At 38.4% G+C, this 25,775-nt stretch carries 29 protein-coding genes; all 29 read right to left on the reverse strand.

The window, feature by feature from the left end:
• Positions 1–55: 55 nt before the first annotated feature.
• Positions 56–652 carry a lipoprotein heptaprenylglyceryl N-acetyltransferase LhaT gene (lhaT, locus tag FXW34_RS09640; protein ID WP_147533774.1) on the reverse strand — a complete coding sequence of 199 codons (597 nt, stop codon included), beginning with the start codon at positions 650–652 and terminating at the stop codon, positions 56–58.
• 80 nt (positions 653–732) lie between these two features.
• The gene (locus tag FXW34_RS09645) at positions 733–1,500 is read right to left on the reverse strand and encodes a menaquinol-cytochrome c reductase cytochrome b/c subunit (RefSeq protein ID WP_147533775.1); all 768 of its coding nucleotides are present in this window, start codon (positions 1,498–1,500) and stop codon (positions 733–735) included.
• A gap of 58 nt (positions 1,501–1,558) precedes the next feature.
• Complete coding sequence (gene qcrB, locus FXW34_RS09650; RefSeq protein WP_147533776.1) at positions 1,559–2,233, reverse strand: menaquinol-cytochrome c reductase cytochrome b subunit; 675 nt, start codon at positions 2,231–2,233, stop codon at positions 1,559–1,561.
• Between the two features lie 15 nt (positions 2,234–2,248).
• A complete protein-coding gene (locus FXW34_RS09655) occupies positions 2,249–2,749 on the reverse strand; it encodes a Rieske (2Fe-2S) protein (protein WP_147533777.1) in 501 nt (166 codons plus the stop codon).
• Between the two features lie 141 nt (positions 2,750–2,890).
• A complete protein-coding gene (locus tag FXW34_RS09660; RefSeq protein ID WP_147533778.1) occupies positions 2,891–3,358 on the reverse strand; it encodes a YpiF family protein in 468 nt (155 codons plus the stop codon).
• Between the two features lie 144 nt (positions 3,359–3,502).
• Positions 3,503–4,048: a ReoY family proteolytic degradation factor gene (locus FXW34_RS09665; protein ID WP_147533779.1), complete on the reverse strand. Its 546-nt coding sequence runs from the start codon at positions 4,046–4,048 to the stop codon at positions 3,503–3,505.
• 52 nt (positions 4,049–4,100) lie between these two features.
• On the reverse strand, positions 4,101–5,360 hold the full coding sequence (locus FXW34_RS09670; RefSeq protein WP_147533780.1) for a tetratricopeptide repeat protein: 1,260 nt from the start codon (positions 5,358–5,360) through the stop codon (positions 4,101–4,103).
• A 17-nt stretch (positions 5,361–5,377) separates the two neighbouring features.
• Positions 5,378–6,274, reverse strand: coding sequence for a hypothetical protein (locus tag FXW34_RS09675; protein WP_147533781.1), 897 nt, complete (start codon positions 6,272–6,274; stop codon positions 5,378–5,380).
• A 382-nt stretch (positions 6,275–6,656) separates the two neighbouring features.
• Positions 6,657–7,946: a 3-phosphoshikimate 1-carboxyvinyltransferase gene (aroA, locus tag FXW34_RS09680; protein WP_147533782.1), complete on the reverse strand. Its 1,290-nt coding sequence runs from the start codon at positions 7,944–7,946 to the stop codon at positions 6,657–6,659.
• A 31-nt stretch (positions 7,947–7,977) separates the two neighbouring features.
• Positions 7,978–9,084, reverse strand: coding sequence for a prephenate dehydrogenase (locus FXW34_RS09685; protein ID WP_147533783.1), 1,107 nt, complete (start codon positions 9,082–9,084; stop codon positions 7,978–7,980).
• 34 nt (positions 9,085–9,118) lie between these two features.
• Positions 9,119–10,222, reverse strand: coding sequence for a histidinol-phosphate transaminase (gene hisC, locus FXW34_RS09690; protein ID WP_147533784.1), 1,104 nt, complete (start codon positions 10,220–10,222; stop codon positions 9,119–9,121).
• 54 nt (positions 10,223–10,276) lie between these two features.
• Positions 10,277–10,651, reverse strand: a complete 375-nt coding sequence (gene aroH / locus FXW34_RS09695) for a chorismate mutase (RefSeq protein WP_147533785.1) — start codon at positions 10,649–10,651, stop codon at positions 10,277–10,279.
• A 20-nt stretch (positions 10,652–10,671) separates the two neighbouring features.
• Positions 10,672–11,742: a 3-dehydroquinate synthase gene (aroB, locus tag FXW34_RS09700; protein WP_147533786.1), complete on the reverse strand. Its 1,071-nt coding sequence runs from the start codon at positions 11,740–11,742 to the stop codon at positions 10,672–10,674.
• The gene (gene aroC, locus FXW34_RS09705; protein ID WP_147533787.1) at positions 11,742–12,914 is read right to left on the reverse strand and encodes a chorismate synthase; all 1,173 of its coding nucleotides are present in this window, start codon (positions 12,912–12,914) and stop codon (positions 11,742–11,744) included. Before aroC ends, aroB begins: the two co-directional genes overlap by 1 nt.
• A 224-nt stretch (positions 12,915–13,138) precedes the next feature.
• Positions 13,139–13,585 carry a nucleoside-diphosphate kinase gene (gene ndk, locus FXW34_RS09710; RefSeq protein WP_147533788.1) on the reverse strand — a complete coding sequence of 149 codons (447 nt, stop codon included), beginning with the start codon at positions 13,583–13,585 and terminating at the stop codon, positions 13,139–13,141.
• Between the two features lie 91 nt (positions 13,586–13,676).
• Positions 13,677–14,639, reverse strand: coding sequence for a heptaprenyl diphosphate synthase component II (gene hepT / locus FXW34_RS09715; RefSeq protein WP_147533958.1), 963 nt, complete (start codon positions 14,637–14,639; stop codon positions 13,677–13,679).
• Between the two features lie 75 nt (positions 14,640–14,714).
• Positions 14,715–15,416, reverse strand: coding sequence for a demethylmenaquinone methyltransferase (locus FXW34_RS09720; RefSeq protein WP_147533789.1), 702 nt, complete (start codon positions 15,414–15,416; stop codon positions 14,715–14,717).
• Between the two features lie 3 nt (positions 15,417–15,419).
• Positions 15,420–16,247: a heptaprenyl diphosphate synthase component 1 gene (locus tag FXW34_RS09725; RefSeq protein ID WP_147533790.1), complete on the reverse strand. Its 828-nt coding sequence runs from the start codon at positions 16,245–16,247 to the stop codon at positions 15,420–15,422.
• A gap of 205 nt (positions 16,248–16,452) precedes the next feature.
• Positions 16,453–16,689: a trp RNA-binding attenuation protein MtrB gene (mtrB, locus tag FXW34_RS09730; RefSeq protein WP_147533791.1), complete on the reverse strand. Its 237-nt coding sequence runs from the start codon at positions 16,687–16,689 to the stop codon at positions 16,453–16,455.
• 242 nt (positions 16,690–16,931) lie between these two features.
• Complete coding sequence (locus tag FXW34_RS09735) at positions 16,932–17,204, reverse strand: HU family DNA-binding protein (RefSeq protein WP_147533792.1); 273 nt, start codon at positions 17,202–17,204, stop codon at positions 16,932–16,934.
• A gap of 873 nt (positions 17,205–18,077) precedes the next feature.
• A complete protein-coding gene (locus FXW34_RS09740) occupies positions 18,078–18,362 on the reverse strand; it encodes a hypothetical protein (protein WP_342780700.1) in 285 nt (94 codons plus the stop codon).
• A 101-nt stretch (positions 18,363–18,463) separates the two neighbouring features.
• Positions 18,464–19,942 carry a stage IV sporulation protein A gene (spoIVA, locus tag FXW34_RS09745; protein WP_147533793.1) on the reverse strand — a complete coding sequence of 493 codons (1,479 nt, stop codon included), beginning with the start codon at positions 19,940–19,942 and terminating at the stop codon, positions 18,464–18,466.
• A 281-nt stretch (positions 19,943–20,223) separates the two neighbouring features.
• On the reverse strand, positions 20,224–20,937 hold the full coding sequence (locus tag FXW34_RS09750) for a hypothetical protein (protein WP_147533794.1): 714 nt from the start codon (positions 20,935–20,937) through the stop codon (positions 20,224–20,226).
• A gap of 29 nt (positions 20,938–20,966) precedes the next feature.
• Positions 20,967–21,164, reverse strand: coding sequence for a DUF2768 domain-containing protein (locus FXW34_RS09755; RefSeq protein WP_147533795.1), 198 nt, complete (start codon positions 21,162–21,164; stop codon positions 20,967–20,969).
• A 295-nt stretch (positions 21,165–21,459) separates the two neighbouring features.
• Complete coding sequence (locus FXW34_RS09760) at positions 21,460–22,521, reverse strand: NAD(P)H-dependent glycerol-3-phosphate dehydrogenase (protein ID WP_147533796.1); 1,062 nt, start codon at positions 22,519–22,521, stop codon at positions 21,460–21,462.
• A gap of 13 nt (positions 22,522–22,534) precedes the next feature.
• Complete coding sequence (gene der / locus FXW34_RS09765) at positions 22,535–23,845, reverse strand: ribosome biogenesis GTPase Der (RefSeq protein ID WP_147533797.1); 1,311 nt, start codon at positions 23,843–23,845, stop codon at positions 22,535–22,537.
• A gap of 188 nt (positions 23,846–24,033) precedes the next feature.
• Complete coding sequence (locus FXW34_RS09770) at positions 24,034–24,219, reverse strand: capping complex subunit for YIEGIA (RefSeq protein ID WP_147533798.1); 186 nt, start codon at positions 24,217–24,219, stop codon at positions 24,034–24,036.
• Positions 24,206–25,114 (reverse strand): YIEGIA family protein, encoded by a 909-nt coding sequence (locus FXW34_RS09775; RefSeq protein WP_147533799.1) that lies wholly within the window; start codon positions 25,112–25,114, stop codon positions 24,206–24,208. Before FXW34_RS09775 ends, FXW34_RS09770 begins: the two co-directional genes overlap by 14 nt.
• Positions 25,111–25,680, reverse strand: coding sequence for a YphA family membrane protein (locus tag FXW34_RS09780; RefSeq protein ID WP_425457420.1), 570 nt, complete (start codon positions 25,678–25,680; stop codon positions 25,111–25,113). Before FXW34_RS09780 ends, FXW34_RS09775 begins: the two co-directional genes overlap by 4 nt.
• Between the last annotated feature and the right edge of the window lie 95 nt (positions 25,681–25,775).

Raw genomic sequence — 25,775 nt, forward strand, 5'->3', positions numbered from 1 at the left:
CCCTCCTCAACTACTAATATAATGTATGTGAGGATGGACAAGGATAGACCACTTTTTATTTGGTGATGTCTAATTTAAAATGCCCTTTTCTTAAACATAAATAATAGGTGATTCCTAAAGAGAAAATACTTAACCAAAATGTGAAATATCCTATTTCAGCCATGTAATTGTCCAAGGTATGATATCGAGGCATCATTTTAAATACATAATCAATTATCTCATTGTGAACGACCCAAACTCCTGTGACAACTAAATGCCATGGTTTTAATCGGTAAAAAGGAGCGTACAGCACACCTTGGATTGCCATAGCAAAATGTGAAAGCATTAGCATATATCCAACCGCATCTAATTGTCCGTTGATGATACCAACCAATAAATTCATTACTACTGCCCATACACCGTACTTTACTAAAGTAACAATGGCAAGTGCCTCAAATATAGGCCAATTTTTCTTAAGTAGTAATGCGATTAAAACAAATACAAAGAAAAGGCTTGCAGTTGGACTGTCTGGGACAAATGGCAAGAAGATTGTCGGTGTGTCCGCAAGCTGCCAGCCATACCATATGTATCCATAAATCGTACCAATGATATTAATAATTAAAAGTAACCAAAGTATTTTCCTATTTGCCAATAACGCATAGATGTAACCCATCTTACACCACCTTTCTTTCTACAATAATACCGTTTTTTTTATGCAAAAAAAAGCTGACGAATAACCGTCAGCTTTTTTACTTATTTGCTTTTTAATTCAGAGATAAACTCTGAAAGCTGTTTAAGTTCTTCGTCAGTACCTTTGAACATACCAGCAGGCATAGTAGCTTGTCCATTTTTAGCGATATCTGCGATTTTTTCTGGATCTAAACCGGAATCAACCAGCGCTGGTGCTGCTGCACCACCTTGTAGGTTATCTCCGTGACAGTTAACACAGCCTTGATCCTGATAAACTTTATAGCCATCAGATTCTTTGTCAAACTCAGCTTCAGCAACGATTTGCCCTTGAGCTTTCGCAGCTTCCCAGTCATGATTAACAACTGATTCCCAAGTAAGATAGAAAATTGATGAAATTGCTAGCAACATAAACGCTGTTGCTAATGGACGTTTTGATGGGCGGCGTTGTGGACCGCGGTCAATAAATGGAGCCAATAATAGGCCTCCGAATGCTAATCCAGGAATAACCATTGCACCAATAATGGTGTACGGACCTGATGCATAAGTGTATTTTAATAATTGATACAAGAATAAGAAATACCAGTCTGGTAATGGAATATAACCTGTATCTGTTGGATCTGCAATCCGTTCAAGCGGTGAAGGATGAGCAATGGTTAAGCATAAATATCCAACTAAGAAAACAGCACCTACCATCCATTCCTTTAATAGAAAGTTTGGCCAAAACGCTTCCGTTTTACCAGGGTATTCCGAATAATCCTTCGGAACATTAGGTTTACGTTCTGTAGAGACACGAGAGTCACCTACGAACTTCATACCTTTTCCACGATGCATTGTGCAATCCCCCTCCTTTAACCATATGATTAAAGCCGTATAAATAACTAATTATTTTTTATAGTGGACCTGAGATACCTTGCTTACGAATCATCATAAAGTGAGCAGCCATTAAACCAAATAGGGCAGCTGGTAAGAAGAATACGTGAATCGCAAAGAAACGAGTTAATGTTTGAGCACCAACGATATCAGGGTGACCTGACATTAATGTTTTAATATAAGGCCCGATCAATGGAATTGAATCCATGATTTGAAGTGTTACTTTTGTCGCAAACAGCGCTTTCATATCCCATGGTAATAGGTATCCTGTTAAGCCTAGTCCAAGCATAACAAAGAAAATTAAAACCCCTACAACCCAGTTTAATTCACGCGGTTTTTTATAAGCTCCTTGGAAGAACACACGAAGAGTATGTAAGAACATCATGACAATAACTAAGCTGGCGCCCCAGTGATGCATTCCACGGACGATTTGTCCAAAAGCAACCTCGTTTTGTAAATAATAAACTGATTCCCATGCATTTTTTATATCTGGAACATAATACATGGTTAAAAACATACCTGACAGAATTTGAATAACAGTGATAAAGAACGTTAGACCACCGAAGCAGTAAACAAAGGCAGAAAAATGATGTGCCGGATTTACGTGTTCTGGAACTTCATGGTCAGCAATATCGCGCCATAAAGGCGTAATGTCTAAACGTTCATCTACCCAATCGTAAATTTTGTTTAACAATGGTTACGCCTCCTTTTAGGCTCTTGGTTTGGCTTTACCTAGTTGTAGGTAGCCGTCTTTTTCTTTATATGGGTATACATCAAGCGGTGCCATTGGCGGAGTTCCCGGTATGTTCGTACCGTCCTTCTCATAGCGTCCGTTGTGACATGGACAGAAGAACTCATCCGGTCTTGCTTTGTCGCCTGCCCAACCAACTGTACAGCCTAAATGCTTACAAACTGGTGAAAGTGCAACAATTTCCCCTTTGTCATCCTTATACACCCAAGCGGTATTTGTTACTTCAGATACGTACCATGCATCCTTTTGTTCAAAACTAAAGTCAACACGGACTGGTTCTGATGTGATTTCAGAAACTTTTTGCTTTGTTGCAATAAAATCTCCTCCAGCGTTTGCTGCTAATACAGGATCAACGGCAAAGCGAACCATTGGCATTAACATCCCCGCTGCCATAAATCCTCCTACTCCTGTAAGAGTGTAGTTCAAGAATTGACGTCTTGAAACTCGATTCTTGCTCATGCTTATCCCCCCCCCTTGTAACAATGTAAGTTCACGAGACAAATAAACCAAAAATATAAAACTAGGACATAACCATATTATATCAATCTTGTGACAAAATCAACAACAAGCTTGGCGGAATCTGTCTAACTTTCAAAATATTTATTCATTTTTGTTCCACTTCTCAGTAAACATCATAAGCAACTGTTTTACCTGACTTTCAACAACCGACACCTTTTGCGCTTCTTGCATCGTTTCCATCGGGATGGCTGGCAACCAAATCACCGAACCGCTCAAACGAGATTCCACCGATTTCCATAAATAATCTGAAGTTAAGTAAAAAACATGACTGAATCCGTTTTCTAATAGTTTAGATTCCCATTTTAACAAATCCTCAAGCAACTTCTCCTCTACCTCTTCCTTTAAATAAGCATGGCCAGGAAATAAAAAAATCCTCCCTTTAAATTGCCTTTCCAACTGACCAGAAAGCAAAGTGATAAATTCGCTCATACCTGCTGCTTGTCCCATCTCTCCACTGTTAAACGTTACTGGTAATAGCGGAATAACTGCCGTATCAACATATTCCTTCGCTTTCTGAAAGATTTCGACATCTTCTGGGTTCCATTTCACAAATACCCCTCCTGTTCCTTTACTAAAAAAACTTTTTGAATAAAAAACACACAACATAAATTAACCATACCTTAATTGGCATGATTTCATATACCATTTATACGGTAAACAAAACAGCTTGCTTTTGCAAGCAAGCTGTTCCCATTAACTCTTATTTAAATTCTTTAATTCTTCTGTTAAGACAAGAAACGCTCCTGAATCATGGTGATCTAAAGCAGAATCAATTTGCTTGAGAAGCTTTTCTTCCCGAAAACGTTTGATGCTTTCCTCCAAAAAACGCTCAGCAAGAAGACGGTCTGTCTCACTAATCTGGGTATTCTTTGGCATAAACGGATTATCTTCTTGCACAGCTGCATATTGATGTACTTGGTTGGATGCATGAAAATTTAATTGAATATAGATTTCTTCTTCCCGATTTAAGCGAATGTCATGAAAAGACTTTTCTGCGTCAGTAGTCATGACGTTTTCTTTGTAAAATCGGAAAGGGACCTCGTCAACACAATGTGTTGACATAATGAGCCCTCTTGGACAAAACTGTGCTTGATCAACAAAATGGACTTTTTCCATTAATTGATCATGGCTCATTAAATAATTCAATATCCACACACATTCTCTTCTTTTAAGCTGGTAATGGTTTAAAAACCAACGAATAAAATCCTTTTTCTCGTTGACAGATACAGGGGTCGTCATGGTTGCTTCCCTCCTCTGTTAATACACCATATTTTTTACTGCTAATAACTTATTAGTCCGTAAAACGCTCAACTAGCTCAAGGTACTCTGTATTTGTTGGATCATATTTAAGTAATTGATTAAAAATTTCGACAGCGTCAGCACTTTTTCCTTCTTCTATCAAAAAATAACCAAAATCCTTCAAAAATTCTTCGTGATCCTTAAAATAAGTATATGCAAGTTGATATTTGTTTAATGCTTCAGAATACAGCTCCAAGTGCTGGTAAGAAACTGCAGTATCCCAAAGGAGCTGCGGCTCCACCTCGTGATTTAATTCAACCTGACTAGCTAGCTCTATGACTTCCTCATAACGCTCTTGTAACAGAAGAAGCTTGTTCAAGGTTAGCACAGCTTCTGTAAAGCCTGGATCTAGGGCAATTGCTTCACGAATAAGATTTTCTGCCTCTTCCTCATTCCCAAGCTTCAGTGCGAGTTTACCCCCATAATAAAATAAATCCTTATTATACTCGTCCATTCTGATTCCATTCTTAATTGTCTCAAAGCTCTTATTCAGTTCCTCTTCTCGTTCGTACGCTTTTGCTAGCATTAAATACAACGAATGATACTCTGGGTCGAGTTCCTTTAACTGTTCAAATTTCTCAATCGCCGTTTTATTTGCATCTGCTTGATAAGCTGTTAAAGCATAACCAAACAAAGTATTTATTTCGAGCTTTTCGTTCAATGCCCGTTCATAATGTGGCAGGGCTTCCTCAAATAAACCACTTGCACTAAGCATTTCAGCCAAACGCTGATGCATTTGTACTCCAGCAATCTCCTTCGTCCCATTGGCGAGGACACGTTCGTAACTATCAATTGCTTCAGAAAACTTCCCGAGTTCCCCGTATAATTCCGCTAATGCAAAATCAATTACTTCTTCATTTGGTAATAAATTTTTAGCTATTATTAATTTTTGCTCACTTACCTCAAATAATCCGTTCATTTGATATAAATCTGCTAACAATAACAGAGATTGAGGATACGCCTCATCATCAACATCAATCTTTTCCAGGAGGAGCATTGCCTCTTCTTCTTGTCCAATTTCCATGTGAATCTCTGCCAGTTGAATCATTAATTCTCCTTCATCTGGAAAACTTTCTAGTAAATCCTGATAAAGCTCCGCTGCTTCTTCTAAAAAGCCTAACCGATTTAACTCTTCAGCAAGGTCAAACTTTTCCTCTGGAGTTCCATTTTCCAGTAGTCTTTTGAAATGTTGAATAGCTTCATTTTGATGACCGTTTTCTAATAGAGAGACGATTTTATTAACTGTATCCATGAAATAATCCTTTCAAACTAAAATGAATAAAACGACGGCTTGGTGACTTTTACTTGCTCTCCAAAACCAGAGCGAAAGTGAGTTTTGTCGGCAGCACGTATAATACTACCCTTATGCACCGTTATTACCAATCTATGACTATGATAATGAAACATATCCAATTCTTCAACCTGTACGCTTTCTGGCTCCATCATATACATATTATAGCTCAATTCCGCACCATGAAGCAGGTTTGCTTTCACTGGGAAAATACCGATTTTCGCCAAATCAGTTCTAGGAATTGGCTGTCGAGCTTTTATTTCATCAGAAAATGAGGGGAGCTTCTCACTCACAGTGATTTTTTTCCAAGCTTCACTTACAGCTAATCGTTCTTTTTGTTCGACTTCAAAAACCGGTATTATGGGACAATTGTAAGGAAATAAGGCCTCACGAATCCAGCCCCAGGGAATCGTTCCTAGCTCCTCGCGATTTTTGATTCTCACGAAGATTGCCGGAATCTTCTCTTTTTTACATATTCGTATAAACGATGGGGTTAATAATCGCACCGGAATTTTTACTGCGACAAAAAAGTCAATTGGACTAGTGTTTAAATGTGCAAGCTTCCGCTTCATTTGCTGATAAAAATCTGATTCATATTCAATTGAAGCAGTTGTTAAAATGGTCGTACAGCCCTTCAAGATGAACCGATTAAGAAAATACTGTTTTACTTCCTGAAATGGTTTATTTTCCGGAAGCTGCTGATCAAAAAAAACATACGTGGGTGTCATGATAAATGAACTTGCATCCATTCTCATGTAGGTGAGCTTTTTAACCGAAGTAAGACGTGAGGCGATTTTATCCTGTTTAATTAAAAAAGCTGCCTTTGTAAACGTTTTATTATCCAACACATGGACATTTTCAATAATATAGGTCATAAAACCACCCTCTTTTAAAAACGGTCTTATGACAAGCTATGAACAAAAACAAAAAATATGTATTTATCTTTTCAAAAAGACTCTATTGGAAACCATTTTTAGCGGACATCCTAGCCGTTATTTGTGTCAAAAACAGGATTCTCAAGGTGGAAGCGGACACTGAGTCCTCTATTTGCCTAAATAACTGTTTAACTTTCACGATTTTGGCCAAATTAGGTATCTGGTGTCCGCAAAAGGTTGTATTCGATTGTTTTTTCTACAAATAAGGTCATCTGTGTCCGCTCGAAATTATTCCAAATCCTCCGCGGATCATAACCTAAAAGCTAAGAAGCAAAAAAGAGGTGCCCCTAAAGTTATAGTTTTGGGACACCCTTCGTGAAGATTACTTTAATAGCTTATTTAAGTCATCAAAAAACTGCGGATACGATACAGAAATGGCTTCTGCATCCTCTAGTGTTACTTCACCGTTGGATATTAGTGCTGCAACAGCTAACATCATTCCAATTCGATGATCTCCGTGACTTGAAACTTGGCCTGAGCCGAGTGGAGTTCCGCCATAAATAATCATTCCATCCTCAGTTGCTTCAATTGAAGCGCCAAGCTTAGTCAATTCTGCAACAACAGTATCAATCCGGTTCGTTTCTTTGACCTTCAGCTCGTGAGCATCTTTAATAACAGTTGTGCCCTTTGCTTGAGTTGCAAGTAATGCAAGGATTGGTATTTCATCAATAAGGCGTGGAATCATCTCGCCTTCAATCGTTGTTCCGACCAAGTCAGATGTCTTAATCGTTAAATCCCCGGTAGGTTCAAATTGCTCATTTTCATTCATTTGTATCGTTAAATCAGCACCCATTTGCTTCATCACGTCTACAATACCTGTCCGAGTCGGATTTAAACCAACATTTTTTAAAAGGATTTCACTATTTTGCACAATCGCTCCTGCCACCATAAAAAATGCTGCAGACGAAATATCTCCTGGTACATTCACATGGCTTGCCGTTAACTCCTGTCCTCCATTAATAGAAACAGTGAGACCATCATTTTCTACCTTCCCACCAAATTGGCGAATCATTCGTTCCGTATGATCTCTCGATTTAGCAGGCTCATGAATAACTGTAGTTCCAGTTGCCTGCATGCCTGCAAATAATATCGATGATTTAACTTGAGCGCTAGCCACTGGTAAAGTGTATTCAATACCAGTTAATTCACCACCACGAATGGAAATAGGAGTATACTCTCCTGCTTTTTTCCCATCAATCTTTGCGCCCATTAATGTTAGGGGCTTTACTACCCTTGTCATTGGACGTTTGCCAATTGAATGGTCACCAATTAAAACATTATGAAATGGACGACCAGAGAGAATGCCCATTAATAGTCGGATGGTTGTGCCAGAATTACCGACATCTAAAACCTCGGATGGTTCAATTAGGCCCTCAAGACCATTTCCATAAATCGTAACTTTATCCACTTCTTGTTCAATCGAAACGCCTAATTTACGAAAGCATGAAATTGTACTTAAGCAATCATCGCCCAACAAAAAGTTGGTCACTGTCGTTTTTCCCTTAGCAATTGATCCAAACATAACTGCACGGTGTGAAATGGACTTATCTCCAGGGATTTGGATTTCTCCTGATAAACCAGTTGCTTTAGTTTGTAATTGAATTTTTCCCATCTTATCACCCCTATATCAAGAAAGTTTTTCATTAAGGTCCTACAGAAGTATCAAAAATTGTATACTTTTTTATACAATCGTCTGCTCGCTCTCGATCTTCCTCAGTTTGAAAGCTGATTACTAAAATTCCATAAACCTCTTCGCGAGTCTCACGAATTCGAATATTAGTAATACTGATATTTTCCTTGGCCAAATAACCTGTAATTTCCGAAATAACCCCTGGATAATCAGGAATATCAACAAACAGATCGTAGAAGGCTGGGATTGCCCCCTTATCTTTAATTGGCATTTCATCTCGGAATTGTTTAGCACTTAAAAAATATTGATAGATAGCTTCGCCATTTTCACTTTCTAGCATTGTTGTAACTTTCTGCATTTCTTCAATCCAGTCATGAAAAATATCAATAAGGACAAGTTTATTATGTAAAAGGATATCTCGCCACATTTCAGGACTGCTAGAGGCGATTCTTGTAATATCACGAAAACCTCCGGCCGCAAGTCTAGTAACAAGCTGCTGCTCTTGGCTTGATCGCTCAGCCTGATGGACCAAAGATGCAGCAATGATATGTGGAAAATGACTAATGACACCTGTCATATAGTCGTGTTCCTCTGGTGATACGATTAAAAACTTAGCTTTTGTTCCTGACAACCAGGCTTTTAAAGTAGCAATCTCCCTTTGACCAACATCAGAATCTGGAGTTAACAAATAAAACGCGTTTTCAAAGAGAATTTCCTTCGCCGCAGTTACACCACTCTTATGTGACCCAGCCATTGGATGACCACCAATAAAGGTTATACCCTTCTCAGTCAAACACTTGGCCGCTTGGACCACTTTCGCTTTTGTACTTCCTGCATCAGTAATAATCACATTGTTTTTTAATGACATCTCTGCAAACGACTTAATAATATTTTCTGCTTCCTTTACAGGAGTCGCAATAACGATTAAATCAGCTTGCTCCGCTTCATGTCTGATATCCTCAGTCGTCTCATCGACAACCCCGAGCATTTTTGCTAATTTTTTTTGATGCTCACAAACATCAAATCCAATTATAGTTGATTCCCCATGTGTACGTTTAATAGAAAGAGCCAGGGATCCACCGATCAACCCCAGCCCAATAACAAATACACGGCCTCTCAAACAGACCACCGCCTTATAATCCCTTTTCCTTTTCCTATCTAACCTGTTGAGATTTTAGTTCCAACAGCTTTTTCATTTCTGCCATAACGCCCTCATTTTGCTCTTTAGAACCTACGGTTACCCTTACCGCTGTTGGAAATCCAAGTGCTTTACCAGAACGAACAATATAGCCATGTTCCATCAAGTACTGGAATACTTCATTTCCGTCTAAGTTAAAATCAATTAAAATAAAGTTTCCTTGTGAAGGAAAGTAATTTAAGCCTTGTTCTTGGCAAAATTGATAAAACTGCTCAAGGCCTGCTTGATTCTTCTGCTTACATTCTTCGATAAATTCTTGGTCTTCAATCGCACTAACAGCAGCAATCTGCGCTAAAGTATTAACGTTAAAAGGTTCCCTTACCGGTTCAAGCGCAGAAATCACCTCTGGATTTGCCACACCGTAGCCCACACGTAAAGATGCCAAGCCATATATTTTCGAGAAGGTTCTTAACACAATCAAATTCTTAAATTTATCCAATAACGTAATTGAATTAATATAATCATCTGCTGTCACATATTCAAAATAAGCCTCGTCTAATACAACTAACACATTTTCAGGAACTTGCTCAATAAAGCTCACTAAGCGATTCCCTGGAATATAGACACCAGATGGATTGTTTGGAGTACACACCCATACCACTTTTGTTTGAGAATCTATCGCTTTAAGCATATTGTCTAAATCGTGTTCTCCATTCACTAAAGGAATCTCACGGGATTCTGCACCTTCAATTACAGCATTATGCTTATACTGAGAGAATGAAGGAGTCGCCATTACAGTGTTCGTCCCTGGTGTTAATAGTGAGCGGGAAATGATTTGGATAATATTATCGGAGCCATTTCCAAAAATCAATTGATTTTCATTAACCCGCAAATGCTTTGCCATTGCTGCTCGTAAATATGTGGCATGGCCATCTGGATAAATTTCTAATGCTTGCACTGATTTTTGAAGGGCTTCTACCACTTTTTTTGAACAGCCATATGGATTTTCGTTTGAAGCTAGCTTGACAATATTATCTAAGCCATATTCTCGTTTTACTGCATCCGTTGATTTTCCTGGCTGATATGGCGGTAGGTCCAATATTTGTTCCTTCCATTGCATTTCTTTCACCCCAATTAATAATTCAAAATCATTCTTTTCAAATACCGTTGAATTCTAAGCTTGATTTGATGTACTCAAATCAGGACGCAATACTTCAGCGCCTTCTAAGTAAACATGCATAATATCTTCCTGAGCAGTATTTGTATTCACGTGCATCATAACCCGAATGCACTTCTTTAAGGAATCTGGCACAGGAATTTCTTGCATACACATAACCGGAACGTATCTCCAGCCTTCGATTAATCGAACCGCTTTGGCTGGAAATGCAGCTTTAAGGTCATTTGTAACAGTAAAGAGAATTGAAGCAACCTGGTCTGCCGTAATCTGGTTCTCTTCAATCATTTGTCTAATTAACTTTTCAGTAGCTGAGACTAACTCCGCTTCATTGTCCTCTTTAACCGTGATGGCCCCTCTCACCCCGCGGATCATCTAAATTTCCCCCTTTATTTCTAGAACTCAGATAAACTCTTTAATAATTGTTCATCTGAAATTTCGTGTAAACATGGTACCCCTAATTGTTCTAATAATACAAAACGAGCTTTTTGTCCGACTGATTTTTTATCTTGCTTCATTCTTGTTAGAAGTTTTTCTGGGATTAACCCTTCGGGCAAGGTCACTTGATATCCTATTCTCTCGAGCCATAACTTGAACTCTTCTTCATTGAACTTCAATCCAGTGAATTGTTTACTCAGCTTTAACGCAAAGACCATCCCGATTACAACCGCTTCACCATGACTCATTTCGCCGTATCCACATTCCGCTTCAATCGCGTGACCAAGTGTGTGACCAAAATTTAAAAAGGCCCTAACCCCTGTTTCCTTTTCGTCCTGTGATACGATGTCGCCTTTTATTTCAATTCCGCGAACAAGCGAATATTGAAGAATCTCGCCACTTATATGACTTAATTCACTTACATTGTCTCGCAGCCAGTCATAAAACTTAGCATCTTGGATTAATGCGTGCTTAATTACCTCTGCAAATCCCGAACGAATTTCACGATTAGGTAAACTTCCTAAATAGTCTAAATCATAAAACACAGCTTCCGGTTGGTGAAATGCACCTATCATATTTTTTCCCAATGGGTGATTGATGGCCACTTTTCCGCCAACCGCGCTATCATGAGCTAAAATCGTGGTAGGGACTTGGATAAAAGCTATGCCACGCATATAGCTAGCTGCCACAAATCCAGATAAATCACCCACTACCCCTCCCCCAAAGGAGACGATTAATGATTTACGATCTAACTTTTGTTCAAGTGCATAAGTTAAACAATCATAGAAATGATTAAAAGACTTAGCACTTTCACCACTTGGAACTATAAAGGAGGCCGTTTCAAAACTAGTGAGTTGGGATTTTAGCGAATTCAAATAAAGCTCCCCAACTGTTTGGTCCGAAATAATTAATATAGAAGAAAGCTTTGGAAAGCTTTCTTCAATAAAGGCTTTAAGACCAGAGATTACACCCGAACCAATGTAAACAGGATATTGTTTCGAGTTGGTTTGGATTATCACTGTTTCCATTAAAATTCCCTCGCATATTCTCGATACTCTCGAACCTGCTCAGCTAATTTATCAAAACGATCAGCGTAGAATTGTTCAATAATTGCGGATGCCAATTCCCAAGCAACAGCGCTCTCAGCTACTACTGCTGCGGCTGGTACTGCACAGCTGTCAGATCGTTCAATACTCGCAGAGAACGGTTCTTTTGTTTCTATATCAACACTTTGTAACGGCTTGTAAAGCGTTGGAATTGGCTTCATAACCCCACGAACAACGATCGGTTGTCCAGTTGTCATTCCGCCTTCAAAACCACCTAAGCGATTCGTTCTCCTAGAATATCCTTCTTCTTGATTCCAGATAATTTCGTCATGAACTTCACTGCCTGGTTTTCTCGCTGCTTCAAAACCGATACCGAATTCAACACCTTTAAATGCATTAATACTAACGATTGCTGAGGCAACCTTAGCATCCAATTTACGGTCATAATGGACATAGCTTCCTACACCTGAAGGCATTCCTTCAACAACAACTTCTACAATTCCACCAATGGAATCTCCATTTTGTTTTGCATCATCAATTGCTTGCATCATTTCTTTTTCAGCAACAGGATCAACGCAACGAACAGGTGATAGTTCGGTTTTCTCTTGAAGCTCGGCAATTGATTGATAGTTAATATTAGTTGCTTTTACTCCTCCAATTTCAATTACATGAGAAGCAATTTCAATCCCGAGTAGAGCAAGTAATTTTTTAGCAACAGCGCCTGCAGCAACACGAACCGTTGTTTCACGCGCTGAAGATCGTTCTAATACATTTCTCATATCCCGATGACCGTATTTTAATGCACCGTTTAAATCAGCATGTCCAGGTCTTGGTCTTGAGATTTGTCTTTTTACTTCTTGTTCATCTTCTGGTTCTAACGGTGCTTGTCCCATAATTTTCGTCCAATGCTTCCAATCATTATTTTCCACAACTAAAGCAATTGGTGAACCAAGCGTTGCACCGTGTCGAACACCAGACATAATTTCGACAGTATCCTTCTCAATTTGCATTCTGCGGCCACGACCGTGACCTTTTTGCCTACGTTGCAGTTCAACATTAATATCTTCTGCAACAAGTGGCATTCCGGCTGGAACACCCTCAATAATCGTGGTTAATTGGGGGCCATGTGACTCCCCGGCTGTTAAATATCTCATTACACTTTCCTCCTTCAACTCATTAAAGGATTATGTCTCAATATAACATACGACATAAAAAATAAAAATACAAAAATTTAAAAATTATGAAATTTGATTTTACAATAGTATTTATTGTAGCACGAACAAGTTCATCCTGTAAAAGAACAACATAACAATTCACATTTAGCTGTAAACGTATACAAAAAAAGCACTTGTATTGACTACAAGTGCTAAGATGCGGATTAATAAATCCAATCGTTCATTAGTTTACCGTACTCTACTAATTCAGCCTCATTAAAGAACAAGCCGATTTCACGTACTGCACTTTCAGGTGAATCAGAGCCATGAATAATATTTTTCCCAACCGTTACACCGAAATCACCGCGAATTGTTCCAGGTAGAGCATCTTTCGGATTTGTTGAACCCATCATTTGACGAGCTGTCGCAATGACATTTTCACCTTGCCAAACCATTGCAAAAACTGGTCCTGAAGTAATGAAATCTACTAGTTCGCCAAAGAACGGGCGCTCCTTATGCTCACCATAGTGCTCTTCAGCAAGCTCAACAGGTATACTCATTAGCTTTGCACCCGCTAATTGAAATCCTTTTTTTTCAAAACGTGAAACAATTTCACCAATTAAGTTACGTTGAACCCCATCAGGTTTAACCATTAAAAAAGTCTTTTCCATTAAATTCACTCCTAGACACTTATGTATAGTGGATTGCAGAACATCAAGCAATCCATGAAAATAGTAACATTGTTTGAAAAAATTCGCAATATTAGAATTTTCGCTTACCTATGTTCAAGGCAATTTCTCTTAAAACTTTTTTAGCTTTATTTCTAGGAAGTTCCTCTAAAATCATCAGTGCTTTATCCAAATATCGATCACTAAGAGCAAGTGAGCGGGAGATAGCATCTGAACTTTTTACCAATTCAATGATTCGTTCGATATCCTTCTGCTCAGTGTTTTCGTGTACTTTAATAATTTCTTGCCTTGTTTCCCAATTCTCCATTGCATAGAGAACAGGTAGGGTAATATTACCTTGATGAAGGTCCCCCCCAGCAGGCTTACCAAGTTCTTTTTCCGTAGAGGTAAAGTCAAGCACATCATCAATAATTTGAAATGACATTCCTACATAATAGCCAAATTGGAATAGCTTTTTATGGAGTTTTTCCTCTACATTTGCTGCTACTGCACCAAGTTGACAGCTTGCAGCAATTAGCAAGGCTGTTTTACGCTTAATTCTTCGTAAATAATCTCGCAAATTTTGCTCATAGCGGTATTTGTCTTTTATTTGCTCAATTTCACCAAGACAAAGCTCCACCATAGTGTTAGACAATATTTTATGGGCAACCGGGTTATTAATATCTGTCATTAACTCCAAGGCACGCGCAAAAATATAATCACCTGTGTACATAGCAATCCGATTGTCCCACTTAGCCTTAATCGTTTGCTTTCCACGGCGCAGCTCAGCATTATCGATGACATCATCGTGTACTAAGCTTGCGGTATGAATTAGTTCTAAGGTCACTGCAACATTTTTGATTACGTTAATGTCATAGTCACCAAACCTCCCGGCAAGTAAAACGAATACAGGTCTGATTCGTTTTCCTCCCGCTTTTAACAAATGCAGGGATGCTTGGCGCAATAAAGGTGCTTGAGCGTTAATTGTCTCCTCAAGCTCTTTTTCAATAACATTCAAATCCGAGCTCAAAAATGAATACATTAATTTATATTTCATCATTTTGTATTCACCAGCTTTGAATCTATCTATTTTAATATCGCTTTACTAAACATTATTTAAAAACACTAATGCCTATTTCTCGCCAATATGTACGGCCGCAACTCCACCGCTGTATGGCTTGAAACGAACATTTTTAAAGCCTGCATCCTCAAACATTTTTTTCAATTCAACCATACCAGGGAAATCTCGGGCTGATTCCTGTAGCCAGGAATACTCTTTATAGCTTTTTGCGAAGATTCTTCCAAATAACGGCATAATGAAGCGGAAATAGAAAAAGTATAGCTGTTTAAATCCAAACATAGTTGGTTGTGAGGTTTCTAAACAAACGGCAATTCCACCAGGTTTAAGCACACGACGCATTTCTTTCAACACCTGTAAGTAATCCGGAACATTTCTAAGCCCAAAGCCTATCGTAACGTAATCAAAGCGATTGTCTTCAAACGGAAGCTCCATCGCATTTCCATGAATAAGTGTAACATGAGTCAAATTGAGGTTTTTAACTTTCTCCTCGCCTATTTTTAGCATGTTTTTACTAAAATCTAGGCCGACAACTTCACCTGTCGATCCGACAGCGTCAGCCATCGCAATAGTCCAATCAGCAGTACCACAACAAACATCTAGTGCTGCTTTTCCTTTTTGGACATTCATTCGTTTCATTGTATCTTTACGCCAGCGTTTATGCTGCTGAAAGCTAATAACTGAATTCATCTTGTCGTAGTTTCCATAAATTTTTTCGAATACCTTATGGACACGTTCTTCCTTTGATTGCTGCATTTATTACCCTTCTTCCACAAAAGTTTTTACCACGGCTTGATGCTCGTCCTTCAACGCTTGAATCCGCATAAGAAGCAGTTTATTTATATTTGGTAGCTTCTTCGCGAGCTTATTCACCAACTCAATGCTTTGGCTAATAGACTGATCGAAAAACTGGACGATATTATTGTGCAATTCATCCGATAATTCTTTTCCACGTTGTTCTTGATACAGAAACGTTTTCTTTACTGCTTCTGAACTAACTGACGTTCCAGTTGTCAAAAATCGTTCTCTCTCAAGCAACAATCTCTTCGCCAATAAAAAGACCTCAGTAAATTCATTCCAATTGGAAATTTGGAAAAAGTCAGCAAGCTTCACATAGAGAGATCCTTCAATCTTCCTCAGGTTATCTAGAATTTGTTTAGTACTATTTTGGTAATTGTGTTCATGGAGAAATATTTTTTGTTCATTTATTTCTTTAATACTGTTAGACAATTCCCGGATTAACTGAATATTGTTTACGCTTGCAAGATGCTTATAATATAACCCGCTAAAATAATCCCCAGCCAATACAGTTAACTGTTGGCCTTTTAAGTCATCCTCAATAGAATCTATTTGAACTTGGTCATGAGTATCAAGGGCTAATTGGATTAACAAGGTTGCCGTTATGTATGTTTGTTTTTCATAATCAGGTAAATTTAGCTGATCAAACATTGAAAGGAGCAATAAGATTTTATCCTCATCAAAGAAAGGCGTCTGAATATTTTTTATTAAAAAAGGATGGAAGGCTCTTTGTCCGACAAGCTCTTTCATCTCAGCTAATCTTGATTGAATATCATGCAAAATAATCACCCTTGTTTCCCCAAAAGTATATAAATTAAACTCCTTAGCATAGGAGGTACAGTCAAAATAAATAGATAATTGCCTAAATGAATATCAATTCGTTATTATGAAACTCAAATCAAAGCAGTCACAATTATAACATAAAAGCAATACCGTTGGGCATACATATTATATAAAAAAACCTTCTCCACAGTACCCCTATTGAAAAAACTTCTTACTTTTTTGTTTCGCTTTCAACTTCACCATAACACGTCATTATTTTAGCATTCCCTCTAATTTTGATTGCTGAAGTATGCTCGGTAAATTGGGCAATTAATACTTCTCCACGATCCAGTTTTTCAGAATGATGAAATCTTGTATCTGTTCCACGAGTTAAACCAATCACATTAACTCCATCCTCATTTGCTTTTATCACGATATATTCCCCATTAAGCGAATTTTTTCTTTCCAATTCGCATCACCCCCTGCATATTGTCATGACGACCAAACACACAACCATACAAATCTTTATTTCATTTATCGACAAGATTGTAATTAGTTACATATTAGCATATCCATTTTATCACAAGCAAAGGCGACAAGTTTCGAGTTTTGCGCAATTTTTTATTACACTTTAGGCTTCTACGAAAAAAGACCGCGGGATTTCCAGCGGTCTTTCCAGCTTAAGCATTCGCTCAAGGCAAGTTTATGTAATTATTTAACTGCATCTTTAAGCGCTTTGCCTGGTTTGAAAGCAGGAACTTTACTTGCAGCGATTTCGATTTCATCCCCAGTTTGCGGGTTACGTCCTTTACGAGCAGCGCGTTCACGAACTTCAAAGTTTCCAAAACCGATTAATTGTACTTTATCACCGTTTTTTAGTGCTTCAAGAATAGTATCAAAAACAGCATCAACTGCTTTTGTTGCATCTTTCTTAGAAAGTTCACTAGCCTCAGCCACTGCACTGATTAGTTCTGTTTTGTTCATGCTTTTCACCTCCTCCCGAAAGTGGTTGATTCAGTAAAAATAGGATACTACCTACATTTCTAAACAATATTGCAGAATTTTATACGTCATGATGAATATTTATTTGTCTATGTTCTTTATATTAAGAAAATAGATAAAAAACAATAAAAAGCGTCAAGAACCCTTTACTGATAAGGTTTTACGCTACCATAACGCTAATTCTGTTAAAAGATTATCACAATCAATACCGCTAATCAAGCAGAATCCGCGAAATAATGGGAATCTTTTCATGTTCTGAAACATAATTGTAATAACTTTTTCTACTTTTTCCTATTTACAAGTCAATTTCGATGTTTTTTTGAAATAAAGGCTTAAAAAATCCTTAGTTGATTTTCACTCTTAGCAAAGCGGGCACGTAGAGATTGTCTACGTGCCCAAATCCGAGGTTGAAACACCAAATTGGGCACGTAGAGCTTGTCTACGCCCAAATCCGAGGTTGAAACACCAAATTGGGCACGTAGAGACTGTCTTCGTGTCCGAATCCGAGACCAAAACACAAATCCGGGCACGTAGAGACTGTCTTCGTGTCCGAATCCGAGACCAAAACACAAATCCGGGCACATAGAGACTGTCTTCGTGTCCGAATCCGAGACCAAAACACAAATCCGGGCACGTAGAGACTGTCTTCGTGTCCGAATCCGAGACCAAAACACAAATCCGGGCACATAGAGACTGTCTTCGTGCCCGAATCCGGGGTTGAAACACAAAATTGGGCACGTAAAACCTGTCTACGTGCCCGAATCCGAGGTTGAAAATCGAGTAGAGGGAAAATAAGTGATTATTTTCTCCCCTCTCTCTCACACCACCGTACGTACGGGTTCCGTATACGGCGGTTCAATTTATATTACAGTGTGTACTTTTAGATAATGGTCTAAAGCAGAAGGGAGCCACCTCTGCTTTGGTCTTTTGTTTGAGATTGCTCTTTGGACAACTTTTGATAATCCAATGTACCTTAGCCCTCTTCCACAAAAAGGTAATACTTTTGCTTCTTCCTCTAGAATACCTAGCTGAATTAACGATTTGATTTGATTTGTTCTTCGGTACCTTCCATTGCTTCCGTATGATGACTCTAATTCTAGAGCGAAGCTTCTTATCTATCTCATTCATTGCTGTTTTCATATTTGAGTTTCCAAAGTAGTTAACCCACCCAAATATGACTATGCCTGGCACACCCACAAAAAAGACTGACACGAAGTCAGTCTTTGTATATTTTCACTTATTTATAAAATAATCGCGATGAGCCCACCTGAGCCTTCGTTGATGATTCTTTCAAGCGTTTCCTTAAGCTTGTATCTTGCATTCTCTGGCATCAAGGATAATTTGGCTTGAATTCCCTCACGAACGATAGAACTTAAGCTTCTTCCGAAAATATCAGAATTCCAAATGGATAGCGGATCATCTTCGAAATCCTGCATTAAATAACGAACTAATTCTTCACTCTGTTTTTCTGTACCGATTATTGGGGCAAACTCCGATTCCACATCGACCTTAATCATATGAATCGATGGAGCGACAGCCTTAAGACGCACACCGAACCTTGAGCCTTGGCGAATAATTTCTGGTTCATCAAGACTCATATCAGCTAGCGACGGTGCTGCTATACCATAGCCCGTTTGCTTCACCATTTTTAACGCCTCGGAAACCTGATCATATTCCGTTTTCGCATGGGCAAAGTCCTGCATTAGTTCAAGTAGGTGGTCCTTTCCGCGTATTTCTACTCCGACAATTTCCTTTAAGACCTCATCATACAAATCATCTGGTGCATAAAGGTCAATTTCTGCTACCCCTTGCCCCATTTCGATTCCCGCTAGACCAGCTTTATCGATAAACTCAAAATCACTAAATTGGTTTACGACTCGATCAACATCTCTTAATCTCTTAATATCTTTTACCGTTTCCTTTACAGCTTCTTGATAGCTTTCGCGAAGCCAGTGGCTTTCCTTGAGGACCATTACCCAGCTCGGTAAATTCACATTCACCTCTAAAACAGGGAACTCATATAATGCTTCACGTAATACGTTTAACACATCTGATTCCCGCATGCTCTCTACACTCATAGCCAGCACTGGGATATCATATTTTTCAGCTAATTCCGCTCGCAATGCCTCTGTATTTGGATGATGTGGTTGTGCACTGTTCACCACAATAATAAATGGCTTTCCAACTTCCTTCAGCTCATCAATTACACGTTCTTCAGCTTCAATGTAATTAGCACGCGGTATTTCACCGATTGTTCCATCAGTTGTAATGACCACACCGATAGTGGAATGTTCCTGAATTACCTTTCTCGTCCCAATTTCCGCTGCTTCATGGAACGGAATAGGCTCTTCGTACCAAGGTGTCGTAATCATGCGTGGACCATTTTCATCCTCATATCCCTTTGCACCTGGTACAGTATATCCAACGCAATCAACGAGACGGATATTGACTTCAAGACCTTCGTCAACATGAACGGAGGAGGCTTGATTAGGGACAAATTTTGGTTCAGTTGTCATAATCGTTTTTCCGGCAGCACTTTGAGGGAGTTCGTCTTGGGTACGGGCACGTTCAGCTTCGCTTCTAATATTCGGCAGCACGACTAGTTCCATAAATTTTTTGATAAAGGTTGATTTTCCCGTACGCACAGCTCCTACTACGCCTAGGTAAATGTCGCCGCCAGTCCGCTCGGCGATATCTTTAAAAATATCTATCTTTTCCAAGTGATCCCCTCCTGAATCTTGAGTTAGTGGGATAAGACTATCCTGTTCGTTTCCTGTTAGGTATTATAAGACAATATATATTTATGATGTTGTCCTACCATCTTATGACTGTTTTGTTTATTTTTTTACCTCCTTGCCTTAAAACTTATCAATAGTAGTCATTTTTTACGTCTGTAATTTTTAAAGCACAGGATTTCAAAAATAAAAAACCCTTCTCCTACAATATATTTTGTAGAAAAAGGGTTATGACTATTTTATCTAGTTAAAGGCTTTTGCTTGTCCTATTTTTTTTCAAGGAAAATGGGATCTTTGGTTTTCTCATCAATGGTGTACGGTACCGAATAAGCTGGTACAAAATGAGAGTTCTTTACAAGCAAGTCCCTAATATCATCGCCCTGTTTGTATGAGTGCTCACTCTTTTGAAGGAGCTCGTACAAATCGGTCCGATAATCCACAAAAATTTCTGCGTTTCCATCCACAATTAACGGTAGATTTTTCTGAGTAAACGGACTAACTACGAATGGTTCTTCCTTATAACCAAGCTTTTTATAATCCATAGTAAACAGATTATCAGCTATTTTTTCCTTAAATGGCGGGTAGCCTTGTGATTGTATTCTAATTTTCACTTCACGAATTGTTTCCGCCATTCTAACATCCAAAAGTTTAACCGTTGGATCATTTTCAACATCCACTAGAACATATTGAAAAACTCCACCGCTTTCAAAGGCATTCCCAGGTGGTTCAGCGATATATTGTGGTGCAATTTTCTTAAAATCAATCGGATATTTTTGATAAATAGGCGTGTCCGCTTCTTTCGTTTTAATAGGTAAAATCCCATTATTCGCTTCACGGAATTGATTGATTGCCGATTGCACGGCTTTAATTTGATCCTCATACGGTATTTTATTTTGTGCCAGTTCTTCCTCAGGATACATACATGCAGATAATAGAATGCTAACAAACATGATAAGGAAAAAAGGGATGATCTTTTTCATTTTCTCATTCCTTACAAATATGTATTTTTTTATTCAGTTGGTCCACTTAATACAACAAACAAGATAATTAGTCCAGATAAAATCATTAATCCATAGGCAAGCACAGCTGTGATAAATTTAAAAGCCCCTTTAAGCTTAAAACGACTAAGATAAATAAACCCCAGTGACAAAAACATAAAACCCATTCCGGCTAACGAAATCCACATTTTTATTAACGACTGTGACATTTTCCACACTCCTTCATTCGAAATGTATTATATCACACGAATTTAATAAAAAAATAATATTTCGACTTTTTTTGATATTGAAATACACGTTTTCGATATTTCCCACCAATAAACCAAGCGAAAATAAGAGAAATTTAGTGATTATAGTCAAAAAAATACTGAAGTAAAGATGGGGCATTATCTTTACTTCAGTTTATTTGACTAAAACACCCAAACACCGGTTCAAATTACCAGTTGCTTCGTTGCATTGTATGCAAAGAAGGCTAATAAGTATCGTCGAAATGCCTATAAATCATTAATTAATTGTATCTGTTGTTCTTTCACCTAAAATATTGACCAGATCTTCCATTTCATTAGTTTTCATTCGACCCATTAAAGATTCAACCCCGGCTTTAGGATTAACGCCATTAAACAGTACATCATATAAAATATTCGTTATCGGCATACTTACATCATATTTTTTTGAAAGCTGATAAGCCGCTTTTGTCGTACGTACACCTTCGACCACCATGCCCATATTATCCAATACTTCTTCTAAGCTTTGGCCTTTACCCAGCATATTGCCGGCGCGCCAATTTCGTGAATGGACGCTTGTACAAGTTACAATTAAATCACCAATCCCAGCTAAACCAGAAAAAGTTAATGGATTGGCGCCCATTTTTGTACCGAGCCTAGCTATTTCTGCTAGCCCCCTTGTCATTAATGCCGCTTTTGCATTATCACCAAAACCAAGCCCATCAGAAATACCTGCAGCAAGAGCGATAATATTTTTTAACGCACCACCAATTTCAACACCAACAATGTCAGGATTAGTATAAACGCGAAAATTGTGATTGATAAACAAATCTTGGATGGCTTCGGCTGCAACCATATTTTTTGATGTTACAGCGACAGTTGTTGGGTGTCGTAAACTAACCTCTTCAGCATGACTTGGCCCGGATAATACCACAACATCCATTAAGAGTGATTCAGGCATTTCCTGTTCGATAATTTCTGAGATTCTTAACAGCGAATCAGGTTCAATTCCTTTACTTACATGAACAATCGTAAATGGTTCAGGATTACATGCAACCATTTTTCTAATTACTTCTCTGATCGCTTTTGTTGGAACAGCTAGAACGATAATTTCCAGACCCGTTAATGCTTCCGCAAGTGATGAGTATCCCTTAATCGCAACGGGAAGTTCGATGTCAGGAAGATATTTTTTATTGGAATGGGTTTGATTGATTTCGTCTATTTGGTCTGCGTTATGGCCCCAAAGACGTACCTCATGACCATTATCGGCGAGCACAATTGCCAGGGCCGTTCCCCAGCTTCCAGCCCCAATAACCGCAACCTTTTCTTGTTTTCGGTTCATTCATATCCCTCCGTTACTTTCTTTCTCTCGGATAGATTTTAATAGGTGTTCCTTCAAAACCAAACGCGTCGCGAATGCGGTTTTCAAGAAAACGCTCATATGAAAAATGCATTAATTCAGGTTCATTTACAAAAACCACAAAGGTTGGCGGCTTAACCGATACCTGTGTTGTGTAATATATTTTAAGTCGTCTTCCTTTGTCCGTCGGTGTAGGATTCATTGCTACGGCATCCATGATGACATCATTTAATACGGTAGTTGGTACACGCTTGGAGTGATTTTCACTTGCGACATCAATCATCGGAATAAGTGTATGAATTCGCTTTTTCGTTTTTGCGGAAAGGAAAACGATTGGTGCATAATCTAAAAATAGAAAATGCTCACGAATTTTTTGCTCAAATTCCTTCATCGTTTTCTCATCTTTTTCAACCGCATCCCACTTATTCACTACAATAACTACTGCACGACCCGCTTCATGAGCATATCCTGCAATCTTCTTATCTTGATCAATGATTCCTTCTTCTGCATTAATGACAACAAGAACTACATCTGAGCGTTCAATCGCACGCAATGCTCTAAGTACACTATATTTTTCTGTTGTCTCATACACTTTACCTTTTTTACGCATTCCTGCTGTGTCAATAATGATGTACCGTTGACCGTTAACAGTCACATCGGAGTCAATCGCGTCTCTTGTCGTTCCAGCAATGTCACTGACAATGACCCGCTCTTCACCTAACATCGCATTTACAAGTGAGGATTTCCCGACATTTGGACGACCAATTAAGCTAAACTTAATGACATCATCACCATATTCCTTGTCCTTTGTGTTTGGAAAATGCCTTGCTGCTTCATCGAGCAAATCGCCAAGACCTAAACCGTGTGAACCGGAAATCGGAATCGGCTCCCCGAAACCTAATGCATAGAAATCATAGATTTGGTCTCTCATTTCCGGGTTGTCCACTTTATTAACAGCGAGCACCACAGGTTTTTTTGACTTATAGAGGATTTTAGCAACCTCTTCATCAGCAGCAGTGACACCTTCTCTACCATTAGTGATAAAAATAATGACGTCAGCTTCATCAATCGCGATTTCAGCCTGCTGGCGAATTTGCTCAAGAAACGGCTCATCACCAAGATCAATTCCACCTGTATCAATAATATTAAAATCATGAGTTAACCATTCTGCTGAGCTATAAATACGGTCACGCGTAACACCTGGAATATCTTCAACAATTGAAATTCGTTCACCAACAATACGATTAAATATCGTTGATTTGCCAACATTCGGGCGCCCAACAATGGCTACAACTGGTTTTACCAAAAAAACCACCCTTTCTTTTCCTTGCCTAAAAACATTATGACAAATTATAAAATAGTTTCCAAATTTATTGTAGTTAAGATTAACTTCTCTAATAAGATAAGAAAAGAACCCTTCTACATGAGAAGGGTCTAACTATAATAGTTTATCAAAGGAAAAACTTCCTAGCAATCATAATCTTGGATTCACCGTTAATGTTTAACAATGATAATTAATTCCTCAGAGAGCGCATGAGCAATTCCATCTAGAATTGCCTCAAGATTTGCGCCGATATTCTCCATCTCTTCTTTCGTTTCACACTGAAATACATTCGTACCAATCGGAATTTTATTTATATTGGTTGTCACTACAGCTAATATGTATTTATCTATTGTCATGTTCCGAACCCCCTGGTGATTTCACCTTTTTCCTTTCAGTTGGCATTCGAATGGCATTCTCGAGTGTTGGCACTGCACCAATAATTTTTATAGCTTTATCGATATCCTTTTCCTGAGGCAGAACAAATACTCCGATTCTACCGTCATCCAGGTCTCTTTTAGCTAACGGAACTAATGCAGGAGTACCTGAGTCACGGTAAACTCCAAGAGCTGTTGAAACATCATGCAGGATGGCCTGTCGTTGACCTAAATTCGCAATCGTTGCTCGGGCATCAAAGGTTTTTGGTGTTAAAATAAAGCCCATTCCGTATCTTAATACTTCCTCCTGACGTTTCGGCAAGCCAATATTCATGATATAAATATTATCCACATACAATCCAGCACCATCAAACCTCGGTTTTTTGTATTCAATTTCGACGATGTCTCTGATTTTTCCACCTGACATTAATGAGCGAGATAGAAACAATGCGGCAATACCAGCTAGCAATCCAACCCATACATTCATAAACAAATAACCCATGGTTGAGACTAACGAAGTGAAAATCACAAGATAATTTCTACTTTCAAATGCAATCGCAATACCTTCAATATAGGTAGCACCACGCGGAACCATTTCATAACGGTCTAATTCTGTTAATGTATTGCGCTCCATATTACGAACTTCACGAAATTGACTTGCGGCAATTGTTAAGAAGGTAATTGCCGTAAACTCCTCTTCGAGAATAGATGGAATTGCAACAGTTCCTAGCCCCGCCGCAATAAACCCAAGCGCAACGTGAATTATTTTCCCATGTAAGTAAGTTGGATATTGTCGGTAATCCGTCCTCAGCATATAAATTCTAGTTAAGGTGCCAATCATAACACCAAAAGCTACCGGTAAGGTGTATTCATTCATGTTGATTTATGTTTCCCCCTTGTTTGCGAGTCTAAATACTGATCGAGATTCATCATAATCGCTTCAGCAAAACTCCAAATAAATAAAACCATGAAACATGCAGCTAACACATCAAAAAATCGTTCTGTACCGACTGAATAACCAATTCCAATATTTCGTAAAACTAACGAGTACATAAAGTCACCTTGAATCAAACCAATAACGAGTATGTAAACTCGGTTCCAATTTTTCTGGTGTAGCAGCACACACACATAGCTTAGGATTACTCCAAGTAACCAAGTCCGGTCCAGCAACACCCAAACTGGATCATATAGCTCAAATAATAAAAAACTGGCGTAAGACATCATGATGATATATGAACAAATAAGCGTGTATAATAACGATAATTTTTTTAGTTTTACGATATGTATGATGGCAAAAAAATACAGAAAAACAAGCGCTATACTTGCTTGAAATCCTAATACAGTCAATTTGTATGGCTCGAGTATAATCGTTACCAATATACAAAACGAAAGGCTTAAACGGTATTTTTCCGTTTTTTTTACGAAAAACGTTGTGAAAATCAAAAAAAAACCAAGCTACCCAATAAAAAAGCAATCCTTCGATTGACACTCCCTCCTAACATTTCCATTATTGGTCATGTTTATGTACTTCATTCACA

This window comes from Bacillus marasmi, from assembly GCF_902168435.1.
GTDB classification, from domain to species: Bacteria; Bacillota; Bacilli; order Bacillales; family Cytobacillaceae; genus Bacillus_BU; species Bacillus_BU marasmi.